The organism is Enterobacter sp. Tr-810, from assembly GCF_011752765.1.
Taxonomy (GTDB): domain Bacteria; phylum Pseudomonadota; class Gammaproteobacteria; order Enterobacterales; family Enterobacteriaceae; genus Enterobacter; species Enterobacter soli.
The window spans coordinates 1,198,468-1,221,554 of sequence record NZ_VWWW01000001.1 but is presented as its reverse complement, the minus strand read 5'-3'; the positions used below and the strand labels follow the sequence as shown (position 1 = coordinate 1,221,554).

The following is a 23,087-nucleotide window of genomic DNA, read 5'->3' as shown; positions in this document are numbered from 1 at the left end:
GAGCCTTTATGACCCTCTCGAATGACCCATTGTATTGTGCCGACATTATCCGTGCAGCTAAGCCGAATTTTATCCCTCGTGTTGCGTTTATTCTGGGGTCCGGGCTCGGCGCACTTGCAGACCAGATTGAAGACACTGTGGCTCTCTCTTATGACAAGCTGCCAGGCTTTCCGGTTAGTACGGTTCACGGCCACGCGGGCGAGTTGGTATTAGGCCATCTTGCCGGGGTTCCGGTTGCTTGTATGAAAGGTCGCGGTCATTTCTATGAAGGCCGGGGCATGACCATCATGACCGATGCTATCCGCACCTTTAAACTGCTGGGCTGCGAGCTGCTGTTCAGTACTAATGCGGCAGGCTCTTTGCGCCCGGAAGTCGGGCCTGGCAGCCTTGTTGCCCTGAATGATCACATCAATACCATGCCCGGAACGCCAATGGTTGGGTTAAACGATGAGCGTTTTGGCGAGCGCTTTTTCACCCTGGCTAATGCCTATGACGCGGAATACCGTGCCGTGCTGCAAACCGTCGCGGCTGAAGAGGGCTTCCCGCTGAGCGAGGGGGTGTTTGTTTCCTATCCTGGCCCGAATTTCGAAACGGCGGCAGAGATCCGCATGATGCAGATTATCGGTGGTGATGTCGTGGGTATGTCGGTTGTCCCGGAAGTAATTTCCGCGCGCCACTGTGACCTGAAAGTGGTTGCTGTATCGGCTATTACCAATCTGGCCGAAGGGCTGGGCGATGTGAAACTGTCCCATGAGCAGACGCTGGCGGCTGCAGAACTCTCACGGCAGAATTTCATCAATCTTATCTGCGGCTTCCTGCGCAAAATCGCCTGATAAAAATAAGTGGCCCTGAACAGGGCCACACCCTGCGAAAAGGAACAGGTTATGAACATCACGACCCGATTAAAGATGATGTCCTTTATGCAATATTTTATCTGGGGGAGCTGGCTGGTTACGCTGGGTTCCTACATGATTAATACCCTACATTTTACCGGCTCAGACGTGGGGCTGGTCTATAGCTCCAAAGGGCTTGCGGCGATCGTTATGCCATCCCTGGTGGGCATCATTGCTGATAAATGGCTGCGCGCAGACCGGGCCTATATGATTTGCCATCTCGTGTGCGCGGTTGCACTCTGCTATGCCGCGCATGTCAACGAACCCAGCCTGATGTTCTGGGTGATGCTGGTCAATGCGATGGCGTTTATGCCCACAATTGCGTTATCGAATACGCTCTCTTATTCCTGTCTTGAGCAGGCCGGGCTGGACACGGTGAGCCATTTTCCACCTGTACGCGTGTACGGTACGGTGGGCTTTATTGTGGCGATGTGGGCAATCAGTCTGATGGGTGTTGAACTCAGTAATGTTCAGCTCTACATCGCTGCGGGGGCCTCACTGGTGCTTGCTCTGTATTCTCTGACATTGCCCAAAATCCCGGTAGTGAAGAGCAAATCAGTCCCGACGTTTGCAAGCAAACTGGGCCTGAATGCTTTTGTGTTGTTCAGACAGCCGCGAATGGCCGTCTTTTTCTTGTTCGCGATGCTGCTGGGCGCGGTGCTGCAAATCACTAATACCTTCGGTAGCCCTTTCCTGCATGATTTTGCGCGCAACCCGGAGTATGCAGACAGCTTTATCGTTAAATATCCGTCGATATTGCTCTCCGTCTCGCAGATGTCTGAAGTTTTCTTCATTCTGACAATCCCGTTTTTCCTGAAACGCTTTGGTATTAAAACCGTGATGCTGATGAGCATGGTGGCCTGGATGCTGCGTTTCGGGCTGTTTGCCTTTGGCGACCCGTCGGTGGTGGGATTTGTTCTGCTGATGTTGTCGATGATTGTCTATGGCTGCGCCTTTGATTTCTTCAACATCTCGGGCTCGGTATTTGTGGAGCAAGAGGTGACGCCGGACATCCGCGCCAGTGCCCAGGGCTTATTTATGACCATGGTAAATGGCGTTGGGGCATACGTGGGGTCGATCCTGAGCGGGATGGCGGTGGACTATTTCTCCGTTGATGGCGTGAAAGACTGGCAGACCATCTGGCTGGTATTTGCGGCTTATGCGCTGATCCTGGCCGTGGTGTTTTTCCTGTGTTTTAACTACCGACACGCGGGTAAAAACAACGCGTTGCGCACAGCGACGCATTAAAACGGGTTGTTCCTGACGCGAAAAGATTTAAGGTGGGGTATTCAGTGTTATCTCCGGGATATGTTTTGATGGAACGCGTCTACCGAACCGATCTGAAATTGCTACGCTACTTTTTGGCGGTGGCGGAAGAACTTCACTTTGGACGGGCTGCGGCCCGTCTCAATATGTCGCAACCGCCATTAAGCCTGCATATCAAAGAGCTGGAAAGCCAGCTTGGTACGCTGCTGTTTATTCGTCACTCCCGTAGCGTTGCGTTAACCCATGCCGGGAAAGTGTTGATGGAGGAGTCGCGTCGATTGCTGACCAGTGCCAATCAGGCTCTGGCGCGCGTTGAACAAATTGGTCGGGGTGAGGCAGGGCGTATTGAGCTGGGGATCGTCGGTACGGCTATGTGGAGTGAGGTACGCACGATTATGCGCGGTTATTTAAAAGTGCATCCCAATGTTGATGTGATTTTCCGGGAAAGATCTCCGGTGATGCAGATGGCGCTGCTGGAGCGGCGTGAACTGGATGTGGGGATATGGCGTATGGCAACCGAACCTTCGGCAGGTTTTAGCAGTATCCGGCTGCGTGATGCCGCATTTTTGGTTGCGATGCCCGAGGATCACCGCCTGGTGGGGGAAACGGCTATCGCGCTAACCGATCTGCAAAATGAGTATTTTGTCACGATGCCTTCTGCCCACTCCGACTGGGCCTTTCTGCATCGCGTCTGCCAGCAGGCCGGTTTTTCACCGCTGATAGTGCGTGAAGCGGTTGAGCCTCAAACGGTACTGGCGATGATTAGCATGGGGATGGGTATTACACTCGCGGCTGACAGCTACGCGCAGATGCAATGGCCTGGCGTGGTATTCCGTCCGCTTAAAGAGCGCATACCGGCAGATTTGTATGTTGTGTATGACGAGAGGCAGGCGACGCCCGCAGTAGATAAGTTGATAGCGACTTTGATAGCAGGGTAATGCGCACATTGTTCAAATCGAAGATAGTAAAAAAGCGCCTTTAGGGCGCTTTTTTACATTGGTGGGTCGTGCAGGATTCGAACCTGCGACCAATTGATTAAAAGTCAACTGCTCTACCAACTGAGCTAACGACCCGAAATGGTGGGCGATGACGGGCTCGAACCGCCGACCCCCTCCGTGTAAAGGAGATGCTCTACCAACTGAGCTAATCGCCCATTTCGGAACTGCTATCGATAAGGTGAGAATGGTGGGCGATGACGGGCTCGAACCGCCGACCCCCTCCGTGTAAAGGAGATGCTCTACCAACTGAGCTAATCGCCCATTCTCAATACTTATCTACACTGCGAGTCTACGTGAAGTAGATGGTGGGTGATGACGGGCTCGAACCGCCGACCCCCTCCGTGTAAAGGAGATGCTCTACCAACTGAGCTAATCACCCCCGCTGTGTGGAGTCGCATTATAGGGAGAGTTGAAAATGAGTCAACGCATTTTCTAAAGTTTTTATTCGTTCGTCGTAAAATTAAACAAAACGATCGCGAAATGGACTATTGCGCATGATTTCTAAACAAAAACAGCAAACTCGAACCCGATACAGGGATCAACATTGAGGAATCGCCCCACAGTGATAGAATATTGCCCATTGTTTTTTTCCCAGGATTTGCCGATTGCCGGCATCTTTATAACGTAAGGCCATTTCATGAAAATCAAAACTCGCTTCGCGCCCAGCCCGACAGGCTATCTGCACGTCGGTGGTGCACGTACTGCTCTCTATTCCTGGCTTTTCGCACGCCACAACAAGGGCGAGTTCGTGCTGCGTATTGAAGACACCGATCTCGAGCGCTCCACGCCGGAAGCAATCGAAGCCATTATGGATGGGATGAACTGGCTGAATCTGGAGTGGGATGAAGGTCCGTATTTCCAGACCAAACGTTTTGACCGCTATAACGCTGTGATTGATGAAATGCTGGTCGCGGGCACCGCATATAAATGCTACTGCTCTAAAGAGCGTCTGGATGCCCTGCGCGAAGAGCAGATGGCAAATGGCGAAAAACCACGTTATGACGGCCGTTGCCGCCACGACCACAGCGAACATGCTGCGGATGAGCCGTGTGTTGTGCGTTTTGCCAACCCGCAGGAAGGTTCTGTTATCTTTGACGATCAGATCCGTGGCCCGATCGAATTCAGCAACCAGGAGCTGGATGACCTGATCATCCGTCGTACCGACGGTTCACCAACCTATAACTTCTGCGTTGTGGTAGATGACTGGGATATGGAAATCACCCACGTTATCCGTGGTGAAGACCATATCAACAACACCCCACGTCAGATCAACATCCTGAAAGCTCTGAATGCACCTGTGCCAGTGTATGCGCACGTTTCTATGATCAACGGTGACGACGGTAAAAAACTGTCTAAACGTCATGGCGCGGTTAGCGTAATGCAATACCGTGATGACGGTTATCTGCCAGAAGCGCTGCTGAACTATCTGGTTCGCCTGGGCTGGTCCAGCGGTGACCAGGAGATCTTCAGCCGTGAAGAGATGATCAATCTGTTCTCCCTGGGCGCGGTCAGCAAATCCGCCAGTGCATTCAACACCGATAAACTGCTGTGGCTGAACCACCACTACATCAACACCATGCAGCCAGAGTACGTTGCGACGTACCTGCAATGGCACATCGAACAGGCAAACATCGATACCCGCACTGGCCCTGAGCTGGCGGAACTGGTGAAACTGCTTGGCGAACGTTGCAAAACGCTGAAAGAGATTGCCGAAAGCTGCCGTTACTTCTATGAAGAGTTCGACGAGTTTGATGCCGATGCAGCCAAGAAACACCTGCGTCCGGTTGCACGTCAGCCGCTTGAAGTCGTGCGTGACAAACTGGCAGCAATTACCGAGTGGACCGCTGGAAATGTTCACCACGCTATTCAGGCGACTGCCGATGAGCTGGAAGTGGGCATGGGTAAAGTGGGGATGCCGCTGCGCGTGGCAGTAACTGGCGCTGGCCAGTCACCTGCACTGGATGTCACCGTCCATGCTATTGGTAAAACACGCAGCGTTGCGCGTATTAACAAAGCACTGGGCTTTATTGCTGAGCGTGAAAGCCAGCAGTAATTGCGCAAAAGGTAAGAATAACGGCAGGGGAACCTGCCGTTTTTTATGCGTGCAATTCAGTAATGCCGAGGCGGGTAAGAAATCCCTGAAGGCCTTCCCGGGTCAGTAACGCCTGAAGTCGCTCTTGCTCAATCAGTGTTAAATTCTCAAGAGAGTCGATGATTTGAGGAAGTAAGCCAGATGGTTTAGATTCCCCGTATAAAGAGGGCGCTTCTGCCAGTTGATAGATAGCCTGGCTGTTACGGATGGCAGGAATACTCATGATATGCTCACGAACACGGGCATCAATATGAATCAACCGCGCACGTCCGCCTTTTACCCCATTAATGCCTTCCGTTTTCCATCCTTGCTGCCGTATCCAGCGATTAACGGTTTGCCGGGCAACACCCAAACTATCGGCCAACTCTTCGGTCGTCATTTTACTGCGTAATCTTTTCATATCAGCTCTGATCGCGTATCCCTAAACGTTGCAATAATCCGGTAATCCCTTCCCGCAGTAACAGAGATGTCAGCTGCTTTTGCTCATCCGGCGTCATTTCATTTGCCAGCGTCAGAAGTAACGTGTGGAGCGAACGGTCATGGTTTTCTGGCATATCAGGTGCGTTGGACGCCCGGCGGGCGCTATGAATAAAGTCCCGAACTTGCTCATTGACATGCACCAGCCGCGCCTTGCCACCCTGTACTCCTGGCTTTGGCGATGTAATCCAACCCTCTTTACGAACCCATTTATTGATGGTCTGGCGGCTATAGCCAGTGAGCAGGGCTAACTCTTCTGGCGTCATTCGTTCCTTGATCATGCAATTGCCTGAATAATAGTAGGGTTAATTAGTGGTTCATTTTATAGCACCGTTTTACGTGAAAACGTGACAGGCTTAACTCCTGACTGCGAGCAGGTACGCAAAGTGATTCATTTGCATGATTTTTCGGCGATTGATTCACGGCGATCAATTTTGCCGTTGACACTCCGCAGCGGAATTCATATTATGCCGCCCGTCAACATGACAGCTTTACGATGGGGCTATAGCTCAGCTGGGAGAGCGCTTGCATGGCATGCAAGAGGTCAGCGGTTCGATCCCGCTTAGCTCCACCAAACTCTGAACCCAACAGAGTGCGGTATGTAAAGTAACATGTGGGGCTATAGCTCAGCTGGGAGAGCGCTTGCATGGCATGCAAGAGGTCAGCGGTTCGATCCCGCTTAGCTCCACCAAAATTTGAACCCTCGTCGAAAGACGGGGGTTTTTTTATGCTTTTGTAACATCTACGCACGGCTTTTGTTGCAAGTAATGGTGTTTTCCTATACCTCACCTCAATCCAGCTTCAGAAAACGGTCTATTTATAGACTTGATCTTGCTTCGCACAATTAATAAACCTATTATCCGTCCGGTCAATGAATAATAGCGGGAAATAGTTTATTCACCTTAATGAAAAGTAAAAATGTCAATAATGTAAAGATATTTATGATTGCGTTACTGCTTTGTCTGATTGCGGTGCCGTTTTCTCGTTATATCTCACCGCGAGCAATAGTTAACGGTCATGATGTTTATTTGGCATGGTTACCATTAAGTGTAATGCTGGCCGTGATTTTATTGTTTGGCCGCCGCGCAATTATTCCCATCTTGTTAAGTTTTACTGCTGCTAATATTTACAATATTAATTTAGCACCGCTACAACATTTAGTTTTGCTGTTTTGTCAGACCTTCTCTGTCTTTGCCGCTTGTGGCGTGATCCGTCTGGTGCTGGGCAAGCGCTGGCGCCATAGTGTGCCCAATAAGCACATCGGCATACGTATATTCTGGCTCGGTTTTATGGTGCCGATAGGCATTAAGCTATCGATGTATCTGGCGGGCTATTTATTTGATTTCCCGGTGACTATCTCCACATTCTTCGGCGAAGGCACTGCAATTTATAACGTTGTTGATATTCAGAGCCTGATATGTGCCGCGCTCATATTTACAATGATGTTTTACTACCCCTTAAGAATGATAATTAGTCCCCGCTACGCCGCATCATTCTGGCGACAAAGTCTTAAACCATTACTCCTGAATAAACAACCTATTTATATAGTAATCTGGCTAATGGTTTTGGTGTTTATTGTTGCAGTTTTGTGCGCTCCACTGGAGTCACCGATAATTGCGGGTTATTTAATGCCCATCATATTTATCCTCTTTACGCTTGGGATCAGCCGCCTGAGCTACGCGCTTATCTCGCTGCTGTGGGCGACGTCGGCACTGTTACTGCTGACGTACAATTATAACTTCCTTAACGGGGTGGAATCGGGATACTCCCTCTCCTTTATCCTGTCGGTACTGATCTCTTTCGCTATTTGTTTGCTCTATATGTCGAGAATTTACCGACGCAGTGAATGGATGAAACGAGGCTGGCAGAAGAGGGCATTAACCGATCCGCTGACCGGTCTGCCCAACATTCGTGCGCTTGAGGATTATCTGCATCTTCATCCTGATGCGAAGATCTGCTGCCTGCGGATGGACAACCTCGAGTTTCTGAGTCGCCACTACGGTATTCTCATGCGCGTGCATTGCAAGCGCATGATTACGGCCTCCCTTCGGCCGCTGATGCAGAAAGATGAACAACTGTTCCAGTTACCCGGCAGTGAACTGGTGCTGGTTATGCTGGGACCGGGAACGGCTGAGCGCTTACAGCATATGGTTGATCAGCTGAACAGCCGTAAAATCTTCTGGAACAACACCGGGCTGGATATTGAGTTTGGCGCATCCTGGGGTGAGATTGAAAACGGTGAAAATCTCCATCACACCCTGGGGCAACTGAGCTGGCTCTCTGAGCAGTCTTGTGCAACGCATAATGTGCTGGCACTGACCAACAGCCTTGAAACCGTTTCAGGGCAAACCACCGACAGAGTGCTGATGTTAGGGCGTATCAAACGTGCGCTCGACGCGGGTGGTATCCGTTTGTACGCCCAGCCGATCCAGAATGCTGCCGGAAAGGGCTATCACGAGATCCTGACCCGGCTCGAGAGTGATGGCGAAATCATTACGCCTGACCGTTTTATCCCGCTGATTGCCCAGTTCAACCTGAGCCATCGGTTCGATTTGAGCGTGGTAGAGAACTTACTGGCATGGCTGCGTGATAACCCGGTATCGCATGACAAAACCCGGTTTTCCGTTAACCTTATGCCGTTGACGCTGATGCAAAAAGAGGTCGCGAACGAGATTATCACGCTCTTCGAACACTATCGGGTTCCGCCTCATGCTGTTGTGATTGAGATAACCGAAGAGCAGGCATTCTCGAACTCAGGAACCAGCATCAAGAACATTCAGCAACTAAGGGATTATGGTTTCCGTATTGCAATTGATGACTTTGGCACAGGGTATGCCAATTACGAACGCCTCAAGCGTCTTCAGGCCGATATCATCAAGATTGATGGCTGTTTCGTAAAAGACATCTGTAGCGACAGCATGGATGCGATGATTGTGCAGTCAATTTGTAATCTGGCGAAAACGAAGTCGTTGTGTGTGGTTGCTGAATTTGTTGAAACGCCGGAACAGCGCGAGATGTTGCTCCGCTTTGGCGTGGACTATTTGCAGGGATACCTGCTGGGTAAACCTGTGCCGCTTAGCGAACTACAGACATAAAAAAACCGGGAGCACAGGCCCCCGGTTTTGTTTTGGTCTGGATTTACAGTACCAGTGCTGCGATAGAAGCAGACAGTACGCTCACCAGGGTAGAACCGTAAACCAGTTTCAGACCGAAGCGGGAAACCACGTTACCTTGCTCTTCGTTCAGGCCTTTAATCGCACCCGCGATGATGCCGATAGAAGAGAAGTTAGCGAAGGAGACCAGGAACACAGAGATAATGCCTTCAGCGCGCGGAGACAGCGTGCCGGCAATTTTCTGCAGATCCATCATCGCAACGAATTCGTTGGAAACCAGTTTAGTGGCCATGATGCTACCAACCTGCAACGCTTCGCTTGCCGGAACACCCATTACCCATGCAACCGGATAGAAGATGTAGCCCAGGATGCCCTGGAAGGAAATACCCAGGACCGCAGCGAACAGTGCGTTCAGTGCAGAAATCAGCGCGATAAAGCCGATCAGCATTGCCGCAACGATAATCGCAACTTTGAAACCTGCCAGAATGTACTCGCCCAACATTTCGAAGAAGCTCTGACCTTCATGCAGATTTGCCATCTGCAGGTTCTCTTCGCCTTCTTCAACGCGGTATGGGTTGATCAGGGACAGCACGATAAAGGTGCTGAACATGTTCAGAACCAGAGCTGCAACAACGTATTTTGGTTCCAGCATTGTCATGTACGCGCCCACGATAGACATGGAAACGGTAGACATCGCCGTGGCTGCCATGGTGTACATACGGTTGCGGGACATTTTGCCCAGAATGTCTTTATACGCGATGAAGTTCTCAGACTGACCCAGGATCAGGGAACTTACTGCGTTGAAGGATTCCAGTTTGCCCATACCGTTGACTTTAGACAGCACAGTACCAATTGCGCGGATAACGACAGGCAGAACACGGATGTGTTGCAGAATACCAATCAGCGCAGAGATGAAGACGATAGGGCACAGCACTTTCAGGAAGAAGAATGCCAGGCCTTCGTCGTTCATTTTACCGAAGACAAAGTTAGTCCCTTCGTTGGCGAATCCGAGCAGTTTTTCGAACATTTCGGAGAAGCCTTTCACGAAGCCAAGCCCCACGTTGGAGTTCAGGAAGAACCACGCGAGTAAAACTTCAATAACGAGAAGCTGAACAACATAGCGGATGCGGATTTTTTTGCGGTCATGGCTGACCAATAACGCAAGCGCAGTAACGACAACGAGTGCCAGGACAAAGTGAAGGACGCGGTCCATATTTGCTCCAAATTTGAGGCAGGTTTAATTTCCGTGCACATTCTATGTAACAAGCGTAAAGAAAACGAGATCAAAGCCACACTATAGTCACATCCTGTGACGAGTCTCAAAAATAGTGATCAACAAGACATTTTTGTTATGTTAGGTAAATGAGTGAAAAGTTAAGTTTGTGTGCTACGCTTCACAAAAGACTGCGCGATTTCACATTCTGTGAGGTCGCACCAGCGAACCTGCCCATCTATCGTTCAAAGCTATCAGAGAAATCACACAAAACGTTTTAAATGATCTTGATAATCATTCTCATTTTGTTAGCATTAAACATAGCAAAGGCTATATTTCCAGAGGCAGAAATGACAAACAGTCGCGTAGAGGGTAGCAGTGGCAGAGCAGCGCGCAAGTTGCGGTTCGCATTAATGGGACCTGCGTTCATTGCTGCCATTGGCTATATCGATCCGGGTAATTTTGCGACCAATATTCAGGCCGGGGCGAGCTTCGGCTATAAGCTGCTATGGGTTGTCGTCTGGGCAAACCTGATGGCAATGCTGATTCAGATGCTCTCCGCGAAGCTTGGGATTGCCACGGGTAAAAATCTGGCAGAACAGATCCGTGACTATTATCCACGCCCGGCCGTCTGGCTTTACTGGGTCCAGGCCGAAATCATTGCGATGGCAACGGATCTGGCTGAGTTTATCGGGGCGGCCATCGGGTTCAAGCTGATACTGGGCGTTTCTCTGTTACAGGGTGCGGTACTGACCGGGATTGCCACTTTCCTTATCCTGATGTTGCAGCGTCGTGGGCAAAAGCCGCTCGAAAAAGTGATTGGCGGCCTGCTGCTGTTTGTGGCTGCGGCTTATATTGTGGAGTTAATTTTCTCACAGCCTGATCTGGCACAGCTTAGTAAAGGGATGGTTATCCCAAGCCTGCCAACCTCTGAAGCGGTATTCCTGGCTGCGGGTGTTCTGGGTGCCACTATTATGCCGCACGTGATTTACCTTCACTCTTCATTAACGCAGCACCTGCACGGCGGGACACGCCAGCAGCGTTATTCTGCGACCAAATGGGATGTCGGTATCGCGATGACAATTGCCGGGTTTGTGAATCTGGCGATGATGGCAACCGCCGCCGCCGCGTTTCATTTTAACGGACACACGGGAATTGCCGATCTTGATGAGGCGTATTTGACACTGGAACCTTTGCTGAGCCATGCCGCCGCCACCGTATTTGGGTTGAGCCTGGTTGCTGCTGGCCTGTCTTCGACCGTGGTCGGCACCCTGGCAGGGCAGGTGGTCATGCAGGGATTCGTGCGCTTTCACATCCCACTGTGGGTGCGCCGTTCCGTCACCATGCTGCCATCCTTTATCGTGATCCTGATGGGGCTTGATCCAACGCGTATTCTGGTCATGAGCCAGGTACTGCTGAGCTTTGGTATTGCATTGGCGCTGGTTCCGCTGCTGATCTTTACCAGCAACAAATCCCTGATGGGCGATCTGGTGAACACTACCCTTGTGAAACGTGCAGGGTGGGCCATTGTGGTTGTGGTGGTGGCGCTCAACCTGTGGTTGTTGATTGGGACAATCCTGGGATTATAGAAATATGAAAGGAGCCAAAAGGCTCCTTTCTGTTTTAGTGGTGGTGACCATGGCCGTGGCCACGTCCCCAACCTCCGCGACGATCGTCACGGTCGTCCCACCCTTCGCGATAGCCGCGCTCGTAGGCTTTACGGTTATCCCAGCCACGATGGCGACCATTATCATGTTTCCACCAGCGATCTCTACGCCATTCATAATGACGATGCCAGTAATCACGGTCGCGCCAGCCGCCACCGTCCCAGTAGTTACCGTAATTATCGCGATCGCCAATTTGTAATTTTACTGATGGCAACAGGGTGATTTCGCCCGCATTTGCAACCAGCGGCGCCGCAGCCATTAAAACCGCAGCCAGAATCAGTGACCTGAACATACTCTTCTCCTTCACGATCGGGGCCGTCGTACGGCCTGTTAACGCAATATTACGGGGCGGTAAAGCCCCGTTTCATCGCCTCAACTCCTAAATCACAAGTGAGAGCACGTTTTGCTAAAAATGGTTTTAATTTGACCGGTTAAGGATATCGTCGATAGTGGCCAGCTCTTGTGTGGAGAACTGGCGATTCTCGAGCATCCCGACCGCATCATCAATTTGCGACGTTTTACTCGCCCCAATCAGTACGGACGTTACCGCATCGTGGCGCAATACCCACGCCAGAGCCATTTGCGACAGCTTCTGGCCGCGGCTTTCCGCCAGTGCGTTCAGCGCGACAACCTTTAACCGTTTTTCTTCGGTTAACTGGTCAGGGTTAAGGAACTGGCTGCCGCTGGCCGCGCGTGAGTCCTGCGGAATACCGTGCAGATAGCGGTTAGTCAGCTGCCCACCCGCCAGCGGCGAGAAGGGTATGCACCCGACACCTTTCTCTTTCAGAACGTCCAGCAACCCCGCTTCCGGCGCGCGCTCAAACATGGAGTATTTAGGCTGGTGGATAACACAAGGCGTGCCGAGATCGTTAAGAATATCAATCGCTTTACGTGCCAATTCCGCCGGATAGTTGGATAACCCAACGTACAGGGCTTTCCCCTGACGCACCACGTGGTCAAGCGCTTTCATGGTCTCCTGAAGTGGCGTTTCAGGATCAGGGCGGTGGTGATAGAAGATATCGACGTATTCAAGCCCCATACGCTTAAGGCTTTGATCCAGACTTGAGATCAGATATTTGCGTGAGCCCCAGTCACCGTAAGGGCCGTCCCACATGGTGTAGCCCGCTTTGGTGGAAATAATTAACTCGTCACGCCAGGGAAGAAAATCTTCCTGCAAAATCCGCCCGAAATTGCGTTCGGCTGAGCCAGGAGGTGGGCCGTAGTTGTTGGCAAGATCAAAATGGGTGATGCCCAAATCGAAAGCCCGCTGTAAAAGTTGACGGCTGTTTTCAATGAGCGTGGTGTCACCAAAGTTATGCCAGAGCCCCAGAGAGATGGCCGGTAACTTAAGCCCTGTTTGGCCGCAACGGCGGTACTGCATTGTCTGATAACGATTTTTGTCAGGCTGATAACCCATTCTCGTGACCCCTGGCGCTGAAAAGAAAAACGAATGTATACGTTTACACTCGCATGAAGAAAAAGAGCATAGCGCAGCCTTTTTTGTAAAGCATTCTTTCCATGTCCATCTTATTGCCAATTCTGGACAGCCATCACGCTTCTTTAATACTCAAAGTGAGGTCAACATAAGAAGGATACCTGTCATGCGTACCCCATACTGCGTCGCCGATTACCTGCTGGACCGTCTAACAGATTGTGGAACCGATCATCTGTTTGGCGTGCCAGGCGACTATAATTTGCAGTTTCTCGACCATGTTATAGACAGCCCGGATATCTGTTGGGTGGGCTGTGCAAATGAGCTGAATGCATCTTACGCCGCCGACGGCTATGCCCGATGTAAGGGCATAGCCGCGCTGCTGACGACGTTTGGCGTCGGTGAGTTAAGTGCCATGAATGGCATTGCTGGCAGCTTTGCCGAGTATGTTCCGGTGTTGCATATTGTGGGTGCGCCGGGCATGGCTTCTCAGCAACGAGGCGAGCTGTTACACCACACTCTGGGTGATGGAGATTTCCGCCATTTTTACCATATGAGTGAACCTGTCACTGTCGCCCAGGCGATCCTTACCGAACAAAATGCCTGCTATGAAATAGACCGGGTACTCACCACCATGCTGCGTGAGCGCCGTCCTGGCTATCTGATGTTGCCCGCCGATGTGGCAAAAAAAGCAGCCACCCCGCCTGTAACCGCTCTCACCTATAAGCCTGCTCATGCTGATAATGGCTGCCTGAAAGCATTTCGTGAGGCCGCCCAGAACCGGATCGCCAGCAGCAAGCGAACGGCTCTGCTGGCCGATTTTCTGGTCCTGCGCCACGGGCTTAAGCACGCGCTTCAGAAGTGGGTGAAAGAGGTACCGATGGCTCACGCAACCATGCTGATGGGCAAGGGGATTTTTGATGAGCGTCAGCCGGGTTTTTACGGAACCTACAGTGGATCGGCAAGTGCTGATGCCGCGAAAGAAGCGATTGAAGGCGCGGATACAGTCCTGTGCATCGGCACGCGTTTTACCGATACGCTGACCGCCGGTTTTACCCATCAGCTAACCCCGGCGCAAACCATTGAAGTTCAGCCTCATGCATCCCGCGTGGGCGATATCTGGTTTACCGGTATCCCGATGATCCAGGCGATAGAAACGCTGACCGAGCTTTGCAAACAGCACATTACCGGGCCGGTTGCGCCTGCTACGCATCATGCATTTTCACCGGCGGCTCAGGACAGTGAACTGACGCAGGAAAGTTTCTGGAGCACCCTGCAAACCTTCATCCGGCCCGGAGACATCATCCTGGCCGATCAGGGGACCTCTGCTTTTGGTGCATTCGCGCTGCGCTTACCATCAGATGTGAATTTTATCGTTCAGCCGCTGTGGGGATCGATTGGATACACACTGGCAGCCGCGTTTGGCGCTCAGACGGCGTGCCCTCAGCGCCGCGTGATTGTGCTTACGGGTGATGGTGCCGCACAGCTGACCATCCAGGAGATGGGATCTATGCTGCGCGATAAACAGCGGCCGATAATCCTGGTGCTGAATAACGAGGGGTATACGGTGGAAAGGGCGATCCACGGACCAGAGCAACGGTACAACGATATTGCCCTGTGGAACTGGACGCAAATTCCGCAGGCACTCAGCCTGAATCCACAGGCCGAGTGCTGGCGAGTTAGCGAGGTCGAACAACTGGCAGATGTACTGGAAAAAGTGGCGCACCACGAGCGGCTTTCGCTGATTGAGGTCATGCTACCGAAGGCCGATATCCCGCCGCTGCTCGGTGCCATCACCAAAGCCCTGGAGGCGCGCAACAGAGCCTGATTATTTGTCGTTTCGCCAGGCCATCATCATCGGTTTGCCCGCCAGCAGGAGCCAGGCGGGCAACATCACGATACATAACAGTGGGATAAGCGTGGCGTCCGGTACCACTACGGCAGCCATAAACAGGCTGAGCCACGCATCGCGCGTCACGACCAGAACCAGCCCCAGAATAGAACAGGAAACAGTAATCGCCGCTGGGACGGCATCCACATGCTCGTGCAGCATCAGCCCCAGCGCCACGCCGATAAACACCGCCGGGAAGATACGCCCACCGCGAAAACCACACGCTGCTGCCACAACCAGCGCGGCCAGTTTCACCAGTGCAAACAACAGATAATCTGACACGCTAAACACCTGGCTGAAGGCCAGTTGCTGCATCTCATCCAGACCTTTAAACAGCGTTACCGGCCCGCCGATAGCGCCCAAAATGCCAAGAATTAGACCGCCGACACCCAGCATCAGCACCGGGTGTTTAAGCTTATGCATCAGGCGGTGCAGGCGCGGAAGGCACCACACCGCCACCATCCCCAGCGCAATCGCGATGGCAACCACGATGGCACCACTGAAAATATCGGCAATCTGCATTTGCCCGTAATGGGGTAACGAGAGCGAAAAATGTGGGTGGAAAAAAAGGCTGGTGGTCAGCGCGCCTGCGGCAGCGGCCATCAGCGGGGCAAAGAGCCTATCCCAGAGGGGCACATCATTGTTGCCACTGAGCGTCTGAGAGAAAATCAGTGCGGCAGCAACAGGCGTACCAAACAATGCGCCAATCGTGCCTGCTGACGCCAGAATCGTCCAGTCCAGCACACCAACGCGGGGAAGGATACGTGAACCCAGAAACACCGCCAGGGCGATATTCACCGCCATAATGGGATGTTCTGGCCCCAGGCTAACGCCACCCGCAAGACCAATAATCAGCGCAATGATAAGCCCCGGTAACGCCGACGGGCTGACAGGGGCGCTAATCAACGGCTCCAGAGCCGGATCGGGCCCCGCATGACCCGGGCTAAACCGAATCACCAGACCTACCGCAATACCGGTGAGCGTCAGCATCACCACTATCCACATCGGTGAATCGAAGCTGATCCCCAATTTTACCGGAATAGCAGTCCATAACATCGTTTGCAGCACCGACGCGACCTTCATCACGACGATGAGCACAAGGCTTGAGGCAATACCAATGATGAGCGCCGGGATAGCCAATAGCAGCATGGTTCTGGCTCGCGGGTGGAGCATGATGATTTCCTTGTACAAAACGTATGGTGTTACTTTGCACAATCAACTTTGTGGCATTAGTGCAAAAGATGCTGAAACGGTAAAGTGATTCTGTGACGAAGATCGATAATCCTGGGGCAGTTGTCTTCAGGTCGTTGTTGTTATCCAGCCTTGAATTTACAGTGTCCCAAAGATTTATTCTGACTTTAGCGGAGCAGTAGAAGAATGACAAAGTATGCTTTAGTAGGTGACGTGGGTGGGACTAACGCACGTCTTGCCCTCTGCGATGTAAACACCGGTGAGATTTCTCAGGCGAAGACCTATTCAGGGCTGGATTATCCAAGCCTTGAGGCCGTGGTTCGCGTCTATCTTGATGAGCATAAGATAAGTGTTGAGGACGGTTGTATTGCTATTGCCTGCCCGATTACCGGCGACTGGGTAGCCATGACCAACCATACCTGGGCATTCTCTATCGCAGAAATGAAAAAGAACCTCGGTTTTTCGCATCTTGAAATCATTAATGACTTTACTGCGGTGTCGATGGCGATCCCGATGTTAAAGCCAGAACACCTGATTCAGTTTGGTGGCACCGCCCCAGTCGAAGGCAAACCGATTGCCGTTTATGGTGCAGGCACCGGTCTGGGGGTGTCACATCTGGTGCACGTTGATAAACGCTGGGTCAGCCTGCCGGGCGAGGGTGGCCACGTTGATTTTGCGCCAAACAGCGAAGAAGAGGGGATTATTCTCGAAGAGTTGCGTGCAGAGATTGGCCACGTGTCCGCTGAGCGTGTGCTTTCCGGCCCCGGGCTTGTGAATCTCTATCGCGCGATTGTGAAGTCTGACGGTCGTCTGCCTGAAAACCTGCAACCGAAAGATGTCACCGAACGCGCGCTGGCAGACACCTGCATCGACTGTCGTCGTGCGCTGTCGCTGTTCTGCGTCATCATGGGGCGTTTTGGCGGCAACCTGGCGCTGAACCTCAACACCTTCGGCGGCGTGTTTATCGCAGGCGGCATCGTGCCGCGTTTCCTCGATTTCTTTAAAGCCTCTGGTTTCCGTGGCGGGTTTGAAGATAAAGGTCGTTTCAGAAGCTACGTTCAGGACATTCCGGTGTACCTGATTGTGCACGATAACCCAGGCCTGCTGGGCTCTGGTGCGCATTTGCGTCAGGTTCTCGGTCAGGTGCTGTAAATCGTGTTCCCCTCTCCGGTGGGAGAGGGGATACCCCTTACAGGTGCATGAGCTGGCGAAACTCCTTCACTTTGCTGCGGCTTACCGGCACCTGAAAATCGAGATCTTTCAGACGCAAAATATAGGTGTTGTTAAACCAGGGTTCGATCTCACGAATCTTATTTAAATTCACGCAAAACGAACGGTGGCAGCGGAAAAAGTGCGCGGCCGGCAGTTTGCTGCAAAACTCGGTGATGTTCATCGCCATCACGTACGATTCGCGCCGGGTATAGACAAACGTCATCTTCTCATGCGCTTCGGCATAGTAGATATCGTCTATCGGCGTCACGATTATTCGCTCATCCTTGACCAGATTAATGGTGTCATTTTCACGCGTTGCCGGGCTTGTGTTCACGGGCGCCGCCTGCTGCTGCCATGCTGCTTCCAGCTTTTGCAACATGCTCACAATGCGTGACTCCTGGTAAGGTTTGAGAATGTAGTCAAACGCTTCCAGTTCAAAGGCTTCTACCGCGTGCTCTTTCCAGGCGGTAACAAACACAATAAACGGTTTATGGGCGAACTGATTGATGTTCTGCGCCAGCAACACGCCGTCCAGTGAAGGGATATTGATATCCAGAAAAATCGCATCGACCCGGTTGTGCTGCAAAAATTTCAGCACGTCGAGGCCATCTTCAAAGGTGCCCACGATCTCCATCTGACTGTGGGTTTTAATCAGCCAGCTCAGCTCTTGTTGAGCCAGAAATTCATCTTCTACGATGATGACTTTCATGCGTTACTCCTGCCTACGGCAACAGGGATGTCGGCGCATGAACGGGTGAGCGTTCATTCGGGACGTAAAAAGCGATTTCAGTGCCTGGCTCAAGGCGGTGAATATGCAGCCCATCGCCATACAGCAGTTTGACGCGGTGGTGCACGTTCAGTAACCCAATCTTATTGCCGGGCATTTCGTTGGACTCAACGCGCTCAATCACTTTGGGATCAATGCCGTGGCCGGTATCACGCACGGAGATGCGGACGCGGTTTCCGCTTTCTGCCACGCTGATGGTCACCACGCCTTTGCCTTTACACGGCTGAATACCGTGAACAATGGCGTTTTCGACCAGCGGCTGGATCAGCAGGCTTGGGATCACACAGTTAACCTCTTCATCGATATCGTAGATGACCGTCAGCTTGTCGCCAAAGCGCGCCTGCTCAATGGCGATGTAATCTTTAATCTGATACAGCTCTTTTTTGATGTCGATCTGCTCATCGTCCTTCAGTTCGATGTTGTAGCGCAGATAGCGTGACAGATTGAAAATCAGCTGGCGTGCGGTGTCTGGATTCAGGCGGATGGACGAAGAAATCGCGTTCAGCGCGTTAAACAGGAAATGGGGATTAATTTTACTTTGCAGCGCGCGCAGCTCTGCCTTATTTGCCATCTCGCGCAGTTGCTCGGCGCGGGAGACTTCAAGCTGGGTCGAAATGATTTGCGACAGGCCAATAGCCATCTCCTGAAGCGAAGAGGTTATCTGGTGCGCATGGCAGTAGTAAATTTTCAGCGTGCCGGTCACCACGCCTTTCTCCCACAGCGGAATCACCAGCATAGAGTGAATTTCAGGGGTTCTGTAGGCTTCATCATTGTTTTTAATGATGATTTTACCGTAATTAATCGCCTGTCGGGTGGTGGGGCTAACGGTGTCATCGTTGTCGCGATAGTTATGCTCACCCACACCCACGTAGGCCAGCACGTGATCGATATTCGTGATCGCGACGGCATCGGCGTGAATATCGCGGCGGATAATATCGCAGACCTGGCGCAATGACTCGGCATTGACATGACGGAACAAAGGCAGCGTTTTGTTGGCAATATCGAGCGCCAGCTTGGCCTGACGTGCCGCGCTGGCCTCTTTCTCACCCTCGACACTCTGTACCAGCAGCACAATAAAGCCGATGCAGACGCTACCCAGAATCATCGGAATACCGATTTTCGAGACAATATCCAGCCCCAGATCCGTGGTAGGCGCCCAGGCGACCACCAGGATCATGGTCAATGTTTCACACGCCATACCGGCGATGATCCCCGCGCGCCAGTGCTGCTTTTTCGGGATTTTGCGGTTGATACAACCGGAAAGTACCCCGGCGATAATACTGGTGATAAAGCAGGGAATGGCGGTAACGCCGCCAATATCAATCAGGTAACGATGTGTCCCTGCGATGAGGCCTGTGATAATTCCCACCCACGGGCCAAATAAGATCCCGCCGGACATAACGGCGATGATGCGCACGTTAACCAGCGAGCCTTCAACCGGGACGCCAGACCAGGTGCTGAACAGGGCGAACATCGAGAAGATGGCCGTGACGGCCAGCAGCTCTTTGGGCGAGTGGGCGGATTTATGTAAAAGCTCGCGGAACAGGCGAATGCGGATCAGGAAAAACAGGCAGATCAGCATTAATGCCGCGCGGTCAAAAACCGCCAGGAGCATATCGAATATTTCGTGCACGGGTGAACCTGGGAAATCGGGAAAAAACTATGATAAAAAACCTGGCACCTAATGACCAGCTATCCATCTGCTTTATCAAATGGGGAAAAACCATAATTTACAAAGGGGATTGATAAAAGATTCCTGAATCGTGCCGGGTGTATCGCCTGTGGCAGGTTGAAGGTAACGTATTTGATATCATTGTGTTAAATAACAGGTATTAAAAATGCGTATTTAGACTTTACTGTTCCGCTTTTACGCGCAGCAGCATTCCCATTTTAGCGGGAAATATTTTTTTTATTTTCCCTCTCGACAGCACGTTTTTTTTCAGGTTATTTTCTAAGCACGCCACATACGTGGCAGCGTCGCTCGGACGGTCCGGGCGCTAACGTGAATCTGAGGAACTTATGGCTGACTCCAGTCCTGAACGCCGTTTTACGCGTATCGATCGTTTACCCCCTTATGTTTTCAATATCACTGCTGAACTGAAAATGGCTGCGCGTCGGCGCGGCGAAGACATTATCGATTTCAGCATGGGTAACCCTGACGGCCCTACACCACCGCATATTGTCGAAAAATTATGTACGGTTGCCCAGCGTCCTGATACGCATGGCTACTCGACTTCCCGCGGTATTCCTCGTTTACGTCGTGCGATCTCCCGTTGGTATCAGGATCGCTATCAGGTCGATATCGATCCTGAAAGCGAAGCCATTGTGACCATCGGGTCGAAAGAGGGGCTGGCGCACCTGATGCTGGCAACCCTGGATCACGGTGATACCGTTCTGGTGCCAAACCCGAGCTATCCCATTCATATTTACGGGGCGGTGATTGCCGGTGCGCAGGTTCGCTCTGTGCCGCTGGTGGAAGGCGTAGACTTTTTCAACGAACTCGAACGTGCTATCCGCGAAAGTTATCCAAAACCGAAGATGATGATCCTCGGTTTCCCGTCAAACCCAACGGCGCAGTGCGTTGAACTCGACTTCTTTGAGAAAGTGGTCGCCCTGGCAAAACGTTACGACGTGCTGGTGGTTCACGATTTAGCCTATGCCGATATTGTGTATGACGGCTGGAAAGCACCTTCAATTATGCAGGTGCCTGGTGCGCGCGATGTGGCAGTCGAATTCTTCACTCTTTCCAAAAGCTACAATATGGCCGGCTGGCGTATTGGCTTTATGGTCGGTAACAAAACGCTGGTGAATGCCCTGGCGCGCATTAAGAGCTACCACGACTACGGTACTTTTACCCCGTTGCAGGTGGCGGCAATTGCCGCGCTGGAAGGCGACCAGCAGTGTGTGAAAGACATTGCTGCGCAGTATAAACGCCGCCGCGATGTGCTGGTCAAAGGGCTGCATGAGGCGGGCTGGATGGTAGAAATGCCGAAGGCGTCAATGTATGTCTGGGCAAAAATCCCTGAGCCGTATGCGGCGATGGGGTCGCTGGAGTTTGCCAAAAAGATGCTGCACGACGCGAAAGTCTGTGTCTCCCCGGGCGTTGGCTTTGGTGAGTATGGCGATACCCACGTACGGTTTGCGCTGATCGAAAACAGCGATCGTATTCGCCAGGCGGTGAGAGGGATTAAGAGCATGTTCCGTGCTGATGGGCTTCTTACATCGAAGAGCGGCAGCGAGTAAGCCAGCTTGTGATGACATAAAAAAACAGGAGCCAATGGCTCCTGTTTTTTTTGACTGCATTCACTTTGCTAGATCATGAGAGCAAAGGTTCCGGCCCAGACTAAAACAATCACCGAAATGCCCATAAAGAAATATTTCACGTTTCATCGCTCCGCGTATCTTATGGTACGCATTGAAAAACAGAGTCCACCTGATGTTAGAGAACTGGAATTGAGCCGCTTACAAAGCCGCTAACTTCAGCTCAGAATTCTGTGCTTTCCTGTTGCCAGACGGCGCTAATGTACGCCTAAATATGGGGGGTGACAAGAGGGATTTTTTTAAATAATTTCCGATACTTACGAGTGTCGTGGAACGGCGACAGTTTGATTTCAACACGCAATAAATTCCCGTTGAGCGACGTGAAAAAAAAACAGTTACTCAGCGTAATTACAGGTGATTGAAAAGGTTAGTTTCTTAGTGAAACTAACCTTTTAAAAGGGCTTAGATATAGAGCGAGGATTCGCCAAGCGGGCGGGTTTTAAAGCGGCGGTGCATCCACAGATATTGCTCTGGTGCACGCATGATCTCTTTCTCGATCACTCTGTTGATAAACACAGCGGCTTCGCATTCGTTTTCCGGGTAGTTAGCCATTTCCGGGGAAATGTGCAGACGATAGCCCGACTTATCCGCTTTTCTCACCATTGTTACGGTCAACATGGCTGAGCCTGACAGACGCGAAATCACGAATGTACCATTGGTGGTCGCAACGTTTTTAACTGCAAAGAATGGGGCAAAGCTGCTGCCTTTACGTCCGTAATCCTGATCCGGGGCAAACCAGACGGCTTCGCCTTTTTTCAGAGCGCCTACCATGCCACGCAGGTTATTACGGCTGATCATCGCTTTATTGGAACGCATACGCCCGCGCGTTTGTACCCACTCCATCAGCGCGTTGTTGTGCGGACGGTAGGTTGCCATCATTGGCTGGCAAAGACCCATGACACGGCCACCCAGTTCCAGTGACATAAAGTGGACACCTACCACCATCACGCCACGGTTCTGCGCCTGCGCGCGTTTCAGATTATCCAGACCTTCAACGTCAAACCATTTTCGCACTCGCTCATCAGGCCAGAACCAGGCCATACCGGTTTCGAGCAGCGCCATACCAATAGATTTGAAGTTTTCGGAAATGAGTTTTTCGCGTTCGTGCTCATTGTACTGAGGGAAGCAAAGCTCAATATTTTTGCGGGCGATAGATTCACGACGCTTAAGGAAGTGACGCGATGCGCTGCCCAGTTTCGAACCCAGTAAACGAAGTACAGGGTAAGGAAGTTGAACCAACAGCCAGAGGACGCCAAGACCAAACCAGGTAAACCAGTAACGCGGGTGTAAAAACGCGCGTTCAAATTTGGATTGAGACAAGATAGTAAAACCTATATGAAGCCAGTAAAGGTAGCGCAGACATCGCGATACGTCGTGCCGATAAGACCATATATTGAGGTGATGGTTGCAGGCTTTACCGAACTTTACGGCGTCACCTGTCCACTGCCGATGTTGGCTGGCGGCGTAATGTAGCACCCTTATACGATATGTGCTATTGATCGTTTTTGATTAAAAAAGCGGCAAATCTGGACGT

The 23,087-nt window shown here is 51.7% G+C and carries 19 protein-coding genes and 6 tRNA genes; 11 read left to right on the top strand and 14 right to left on the bottom strand.

The features are described from left to right. Positions 1 to 8 precede the first annotated feature (8 nt). The 3 genes from xapA to F3J30_RS05735 all read left to right on the top strand — a co-directional run bounded on the left by xapA (position 9) and on the right by F3J30_RS05735 (position 3,097). Positions 9 to 833: a xanthosine phosphorylase gene (gene xapA, locus F3J30_RS05745; protein WP_166716494.1), complete on the top strand. Its 825-nt coding sequence runs from the start codon at positions 9 to 11 to the stop codon at positions 831 to 833. Between the two features lie 51 nt (positions 834 to 884). Then, positions 885 to 2,141, top strand: a complete 1,257-nt coding sequence (locus F3J30_RS05740) for a nucleoside permease (protein WP_014071238.1) — start codon at positions 885 to 887, stop codon at positions 2,139 to 2,141. Positions 2,142 to 2,209: 68 nt separating this feature from the next. Continuing rightward, a complete protein-coding gene (locus F3J30_RS05735; protein WP_166716492.1) occupies positions 2,210 to 3,097 on the top strand; it encodes a LysR family transcriptional regulator in 888 nt (295 codons plus the stop codon). Positions 3,098 to 3,156: 59 nt separating this feature from the next. Here F3J30_RS05735 and F3J30_RS05730 read toward each other — a convergent pair. From F3J30_RS05730 to F3J30_RS05715, 4 genes are all read right to left on the bottom strand, one after another. Then, positions 3,157 to 3,232, bottom strand: a tRNA-Lys gene (locus F3J30_RS05730). Between the two features lie 4 nt (positions 3,233 to 3,236). After that, positions 3,237 to 3,312, bottom strand: a tRNA-Val gene (locus F3J30_RS05725). A 30-nt stretch (positions 3,313 to 3,342) separates the two neighbouring features. Then, a tRNA-Val gene (locus tag F3J30_RS05720) sits at positions 3,343 to 3,418 on the bottom strand. A 42-nt stretch (positions 3,419 to 3,460) separates the two neighbouring features. Continuing rightward, positions 3,461 to 3,536 (bottom strand) — tRNA-Val (locus tag F3J30_RS05715). 258 nt (positions 3,537 to 3,794) lie between these two features. On the opposite strand from F3J30_RS05715, the gene gltX reads away from it, so the two are divergent. Continuing rightward, the gene (gltX, locus tag F3J30_RS05710; protein WP_166716490.1) at positions 3,795 to 5,210 is read left to right on the top strand and encodes a glutamate--tRNA ligase; all 1,416 of its coding nucleotides are present in this window, start codon (positions 3,795 to 3,797) and stop codon (positions 5,208 to 5,210) included. Positions 5,211 to 5,253: 43 nt separating this feature from the next. Here the strand turns inward: gltX and F3J30_RS05705 are convergent, their stop codons facing one another. Both F3J30_RS05705 and F3J30_RS05700 read right to left on the bottom strand, forming a co-directional pair. Then, positions 5,254 to 5,649, bottom strand: a complete 396-nt coding sequence (locus F3J30_RS05705; protein ID WP_166716488.1) for a YfeC-like transcriptional regulator — start codon at positions 5,647 to 5,649, stop codon at positions 5,254 to 5,256. A 1-nt stretch (position 5,650) separates the two neighbouring features. Then, positions 5,651 to 6,007, bottom strand: coding sequence for a YfeC-like transcriptional regulator (locus F3J30_RS05700; protein WP_014071234.1), 357 nt, complete (start codon positions 6,005 to 6,007; stop codon positions 5,651 to 5,653). Positions 6,008 to 6,224: 217 nt separating this feature from the next. Between F3J30_RS05700 and F3J30_RS05695 the strand changes: the two genes are divergently transcribed. The 3 genes from F3J30_RS05695 (at position 6,225) to F3J30_RS05685 (ending at position 8,821) form a co-directional block, all read left to right on the top strand. Next, positions 6,225 to 6,300 (top strand) — tRNA-Ala (locus F3J30_RS05695). A 41-nt stretch (positions 6,301 to 6,341) separates the two neighbouring features. Next, positions 6,342 to 6,417, top strand: a tRNA-Ala gene (locus F3J30_RS05690). A gap of 214 nt (positions 6,418 to 6,631) precedes the next feature. Further along, entirely contained in the window at positions 6,632 to 8,821 is a 2,190-nt protein-coding gene (locus F3J30_RS05685) for an EAL domain-containing protein (protein ID WP_166716485.1), read from the top strand. A gap of 43 nt (positions 8,822 to 8,864) precedes the next feature. Here the strand turns inward: F3J30_RS05685 and F3J30_RS05680 are convergent, their stop codons facing one another. Then, positions 8,865 to 10,052: a NupC/NupG family nucleoside CNT transporter gene (locus tag F3J30_RS05680; protein ID WP_014071232.1), complete on the bottom strand. Its 1,188-nt coding sequence runs from the start codon at positions 10,050 to 10,052 to the stop codon at positions 8,865 to 8,867. 350 nt (positions 10,053 to 10,402) lie between these two features. Between F3J30_RS05680 and F3J30_RS05675 the strand changes: the two genes are divergently transcribed. Then, a complete protein-coding gene (locus F3J30_RS05675; RefSeq protein WP_166716483.1) occupies positions 10,403 to 11,641 on the top strand; it encodes an Nramp family divalent metal transporter in 1,239 nt (412 codons plus the stop codon). A gap of 34 nt (positions 11,642 to 11,675) precedes the next feature. On the opposite strand, the gene ypeC is transcribed toward F3J30_RS05675, so the two are convergent. Both ypeC and mgrA read right to left on the bottom strand, forming a co-directional pair. Beyond that, complete coding sequence (gene ypeC / locus F3J30_RS05670; protein WP_014071230.1) at positions 11,676 to 12,011, bottom strand: DUF2502 domain-containing protein YpeC; 336 nt, start codon at positions 12,009 to 12,011, stop codon at positions 11,676 to 11,678. A 126-nt stretch (positions 12,012 to 12,137) separates the two neighbouring features. Beyond that, a complete protein-coding gene (gene mgrA, locus F3J30_RS05665; protein WP_166716481.1) occupies positions 12,138 to 13,136 on the bottom strand; it encodes an L-glyceraldehyde 3-phosphate reductase in 999 nt (332 codons plus the stop codon). 184 nt (positions 13,137 to 13,320) lie between these two features. Here mgrA and ipdC point away from each other — a divergent pair, with 184 nt between their 5' ends. Continuing rightward, complete coding sequence (gene ipdC / locus F3J30_RS05660; protein ID WP_166716478.1) at positions 13,321 to 14,979, top strand: indolepyruvate decarboxylase; 1,659 nt, start codon at positions 13,321 to 13,323, stop codon at positions 14,977 to 14,979. Here the strand turns inward: ipdC and F3J30_RS05655 are convergent, their stop codons facing one another. After that, on the bottom strand, positions 14,980 to 16,215 hold the full coding sequence (locus tag F3J30_RS05655) for an ion channel protein (RefSeq protein ID WP_166716475.1): 1,236 nt from the start codon (positions 16,213 to 16,215) through the stop codon (positions 14,980 to 14,982). It abuts the gene before it with no gap. Positions 16,216 to 16,419: 204 nt separating this feature from the next. Here F3J30_RS05655 and glk point away from each other — a divergent pair, with 204 nt between their 5' ends. After that, positions 16,420 to 17,385 carry a glucokinase gene (gene glk, locus F3J30_RS05650; protein ID WP_166716473.1) on the top strand — a complete coding sequence of 322 codons (966 nt, stop codon included), beginning with the start codon at positions 16,420 to 16,422 and terminating at the stop codon, positions 17,383 to 17,385. Between the two features lie 37 nt (positions 17,386 to 17,422). Here the strand turns inward: glk and F3J30_RS05645 are convergent, their stop codons facing one another. Continuing rightward, positions 17,423 to 18,154: a LytTR family DNA-binding domain-containing protein gene (locus tag F3J30_RS05645; protein WP_166716470.1), complete on the bottom strand. Its 732-nt coding sequence runs from the start codon at positions 18,152 to 18,154 to the stop codon at positions 17,423 to 17,425. Positions 18,155 to 18,167: 13 nt separating this feature from the next. Further along, positions 18,168 to 19,865: a sensor histidine kinase gene (locus F3J30_RS05640; protein WP_014071224.1), complete on the bottom strand. Its 1,698-nt coding sequence runs from the start codon at positions 19,863 to 19,865 to the stop codon at positions 18,168 to 18,170. Positions 19,866 to 20,251: 386 nt separating this feature from the next. Here F3J30_RS05640 and alaC point away from each other — a divergent pair, with 386 nt between their 5' ends. Next, entirely contained in the window at positions 20,252 to 21,475 is a 1,224-nt protein-coding gene (gene alaC / locus F3J30_RS05635; protein WP_014071223.1) for an alanine transaminase, read from the top strand. Positions 21,476 to 21,543: 68 nt separating this feature from the next. On the opposite strand, the gene ypdK is transcribed toward alaC, so the two are convergent. Together ypdK and lpxP are read right to left on the bottom strand one after the other, a co-directional pair. Next, positions 21,544 to 21,615, bottom strand: a complete 72-nt coding sequence (gene ypdK / locus F3J30_RS22725) for a membrane protein YpdK (RefSeq protein WP_099458937.1) — start codon at positions 21,613 to 21,615, stop codon at positions 21,544 to 21,546. Between the two features lie 340 nt (positions 21,616 to 21,955). Next, the gene (gene lpxP / locus F3J30_RS05625; protein WP_166716699.1) at positions 21,956 to 22,876 is read right to left on the bottom strand and encodes a kdo(2)-lipid IV(A) palmitoleoyltransferase; all 921 of its coding nucleotides are present in this window, start codon (positions 22,874 to 22,876) and stop codon (positions 21,956 to 21,958) included. Positions 22,877 to 23,087: the final 211 nt, after the last annotated feature.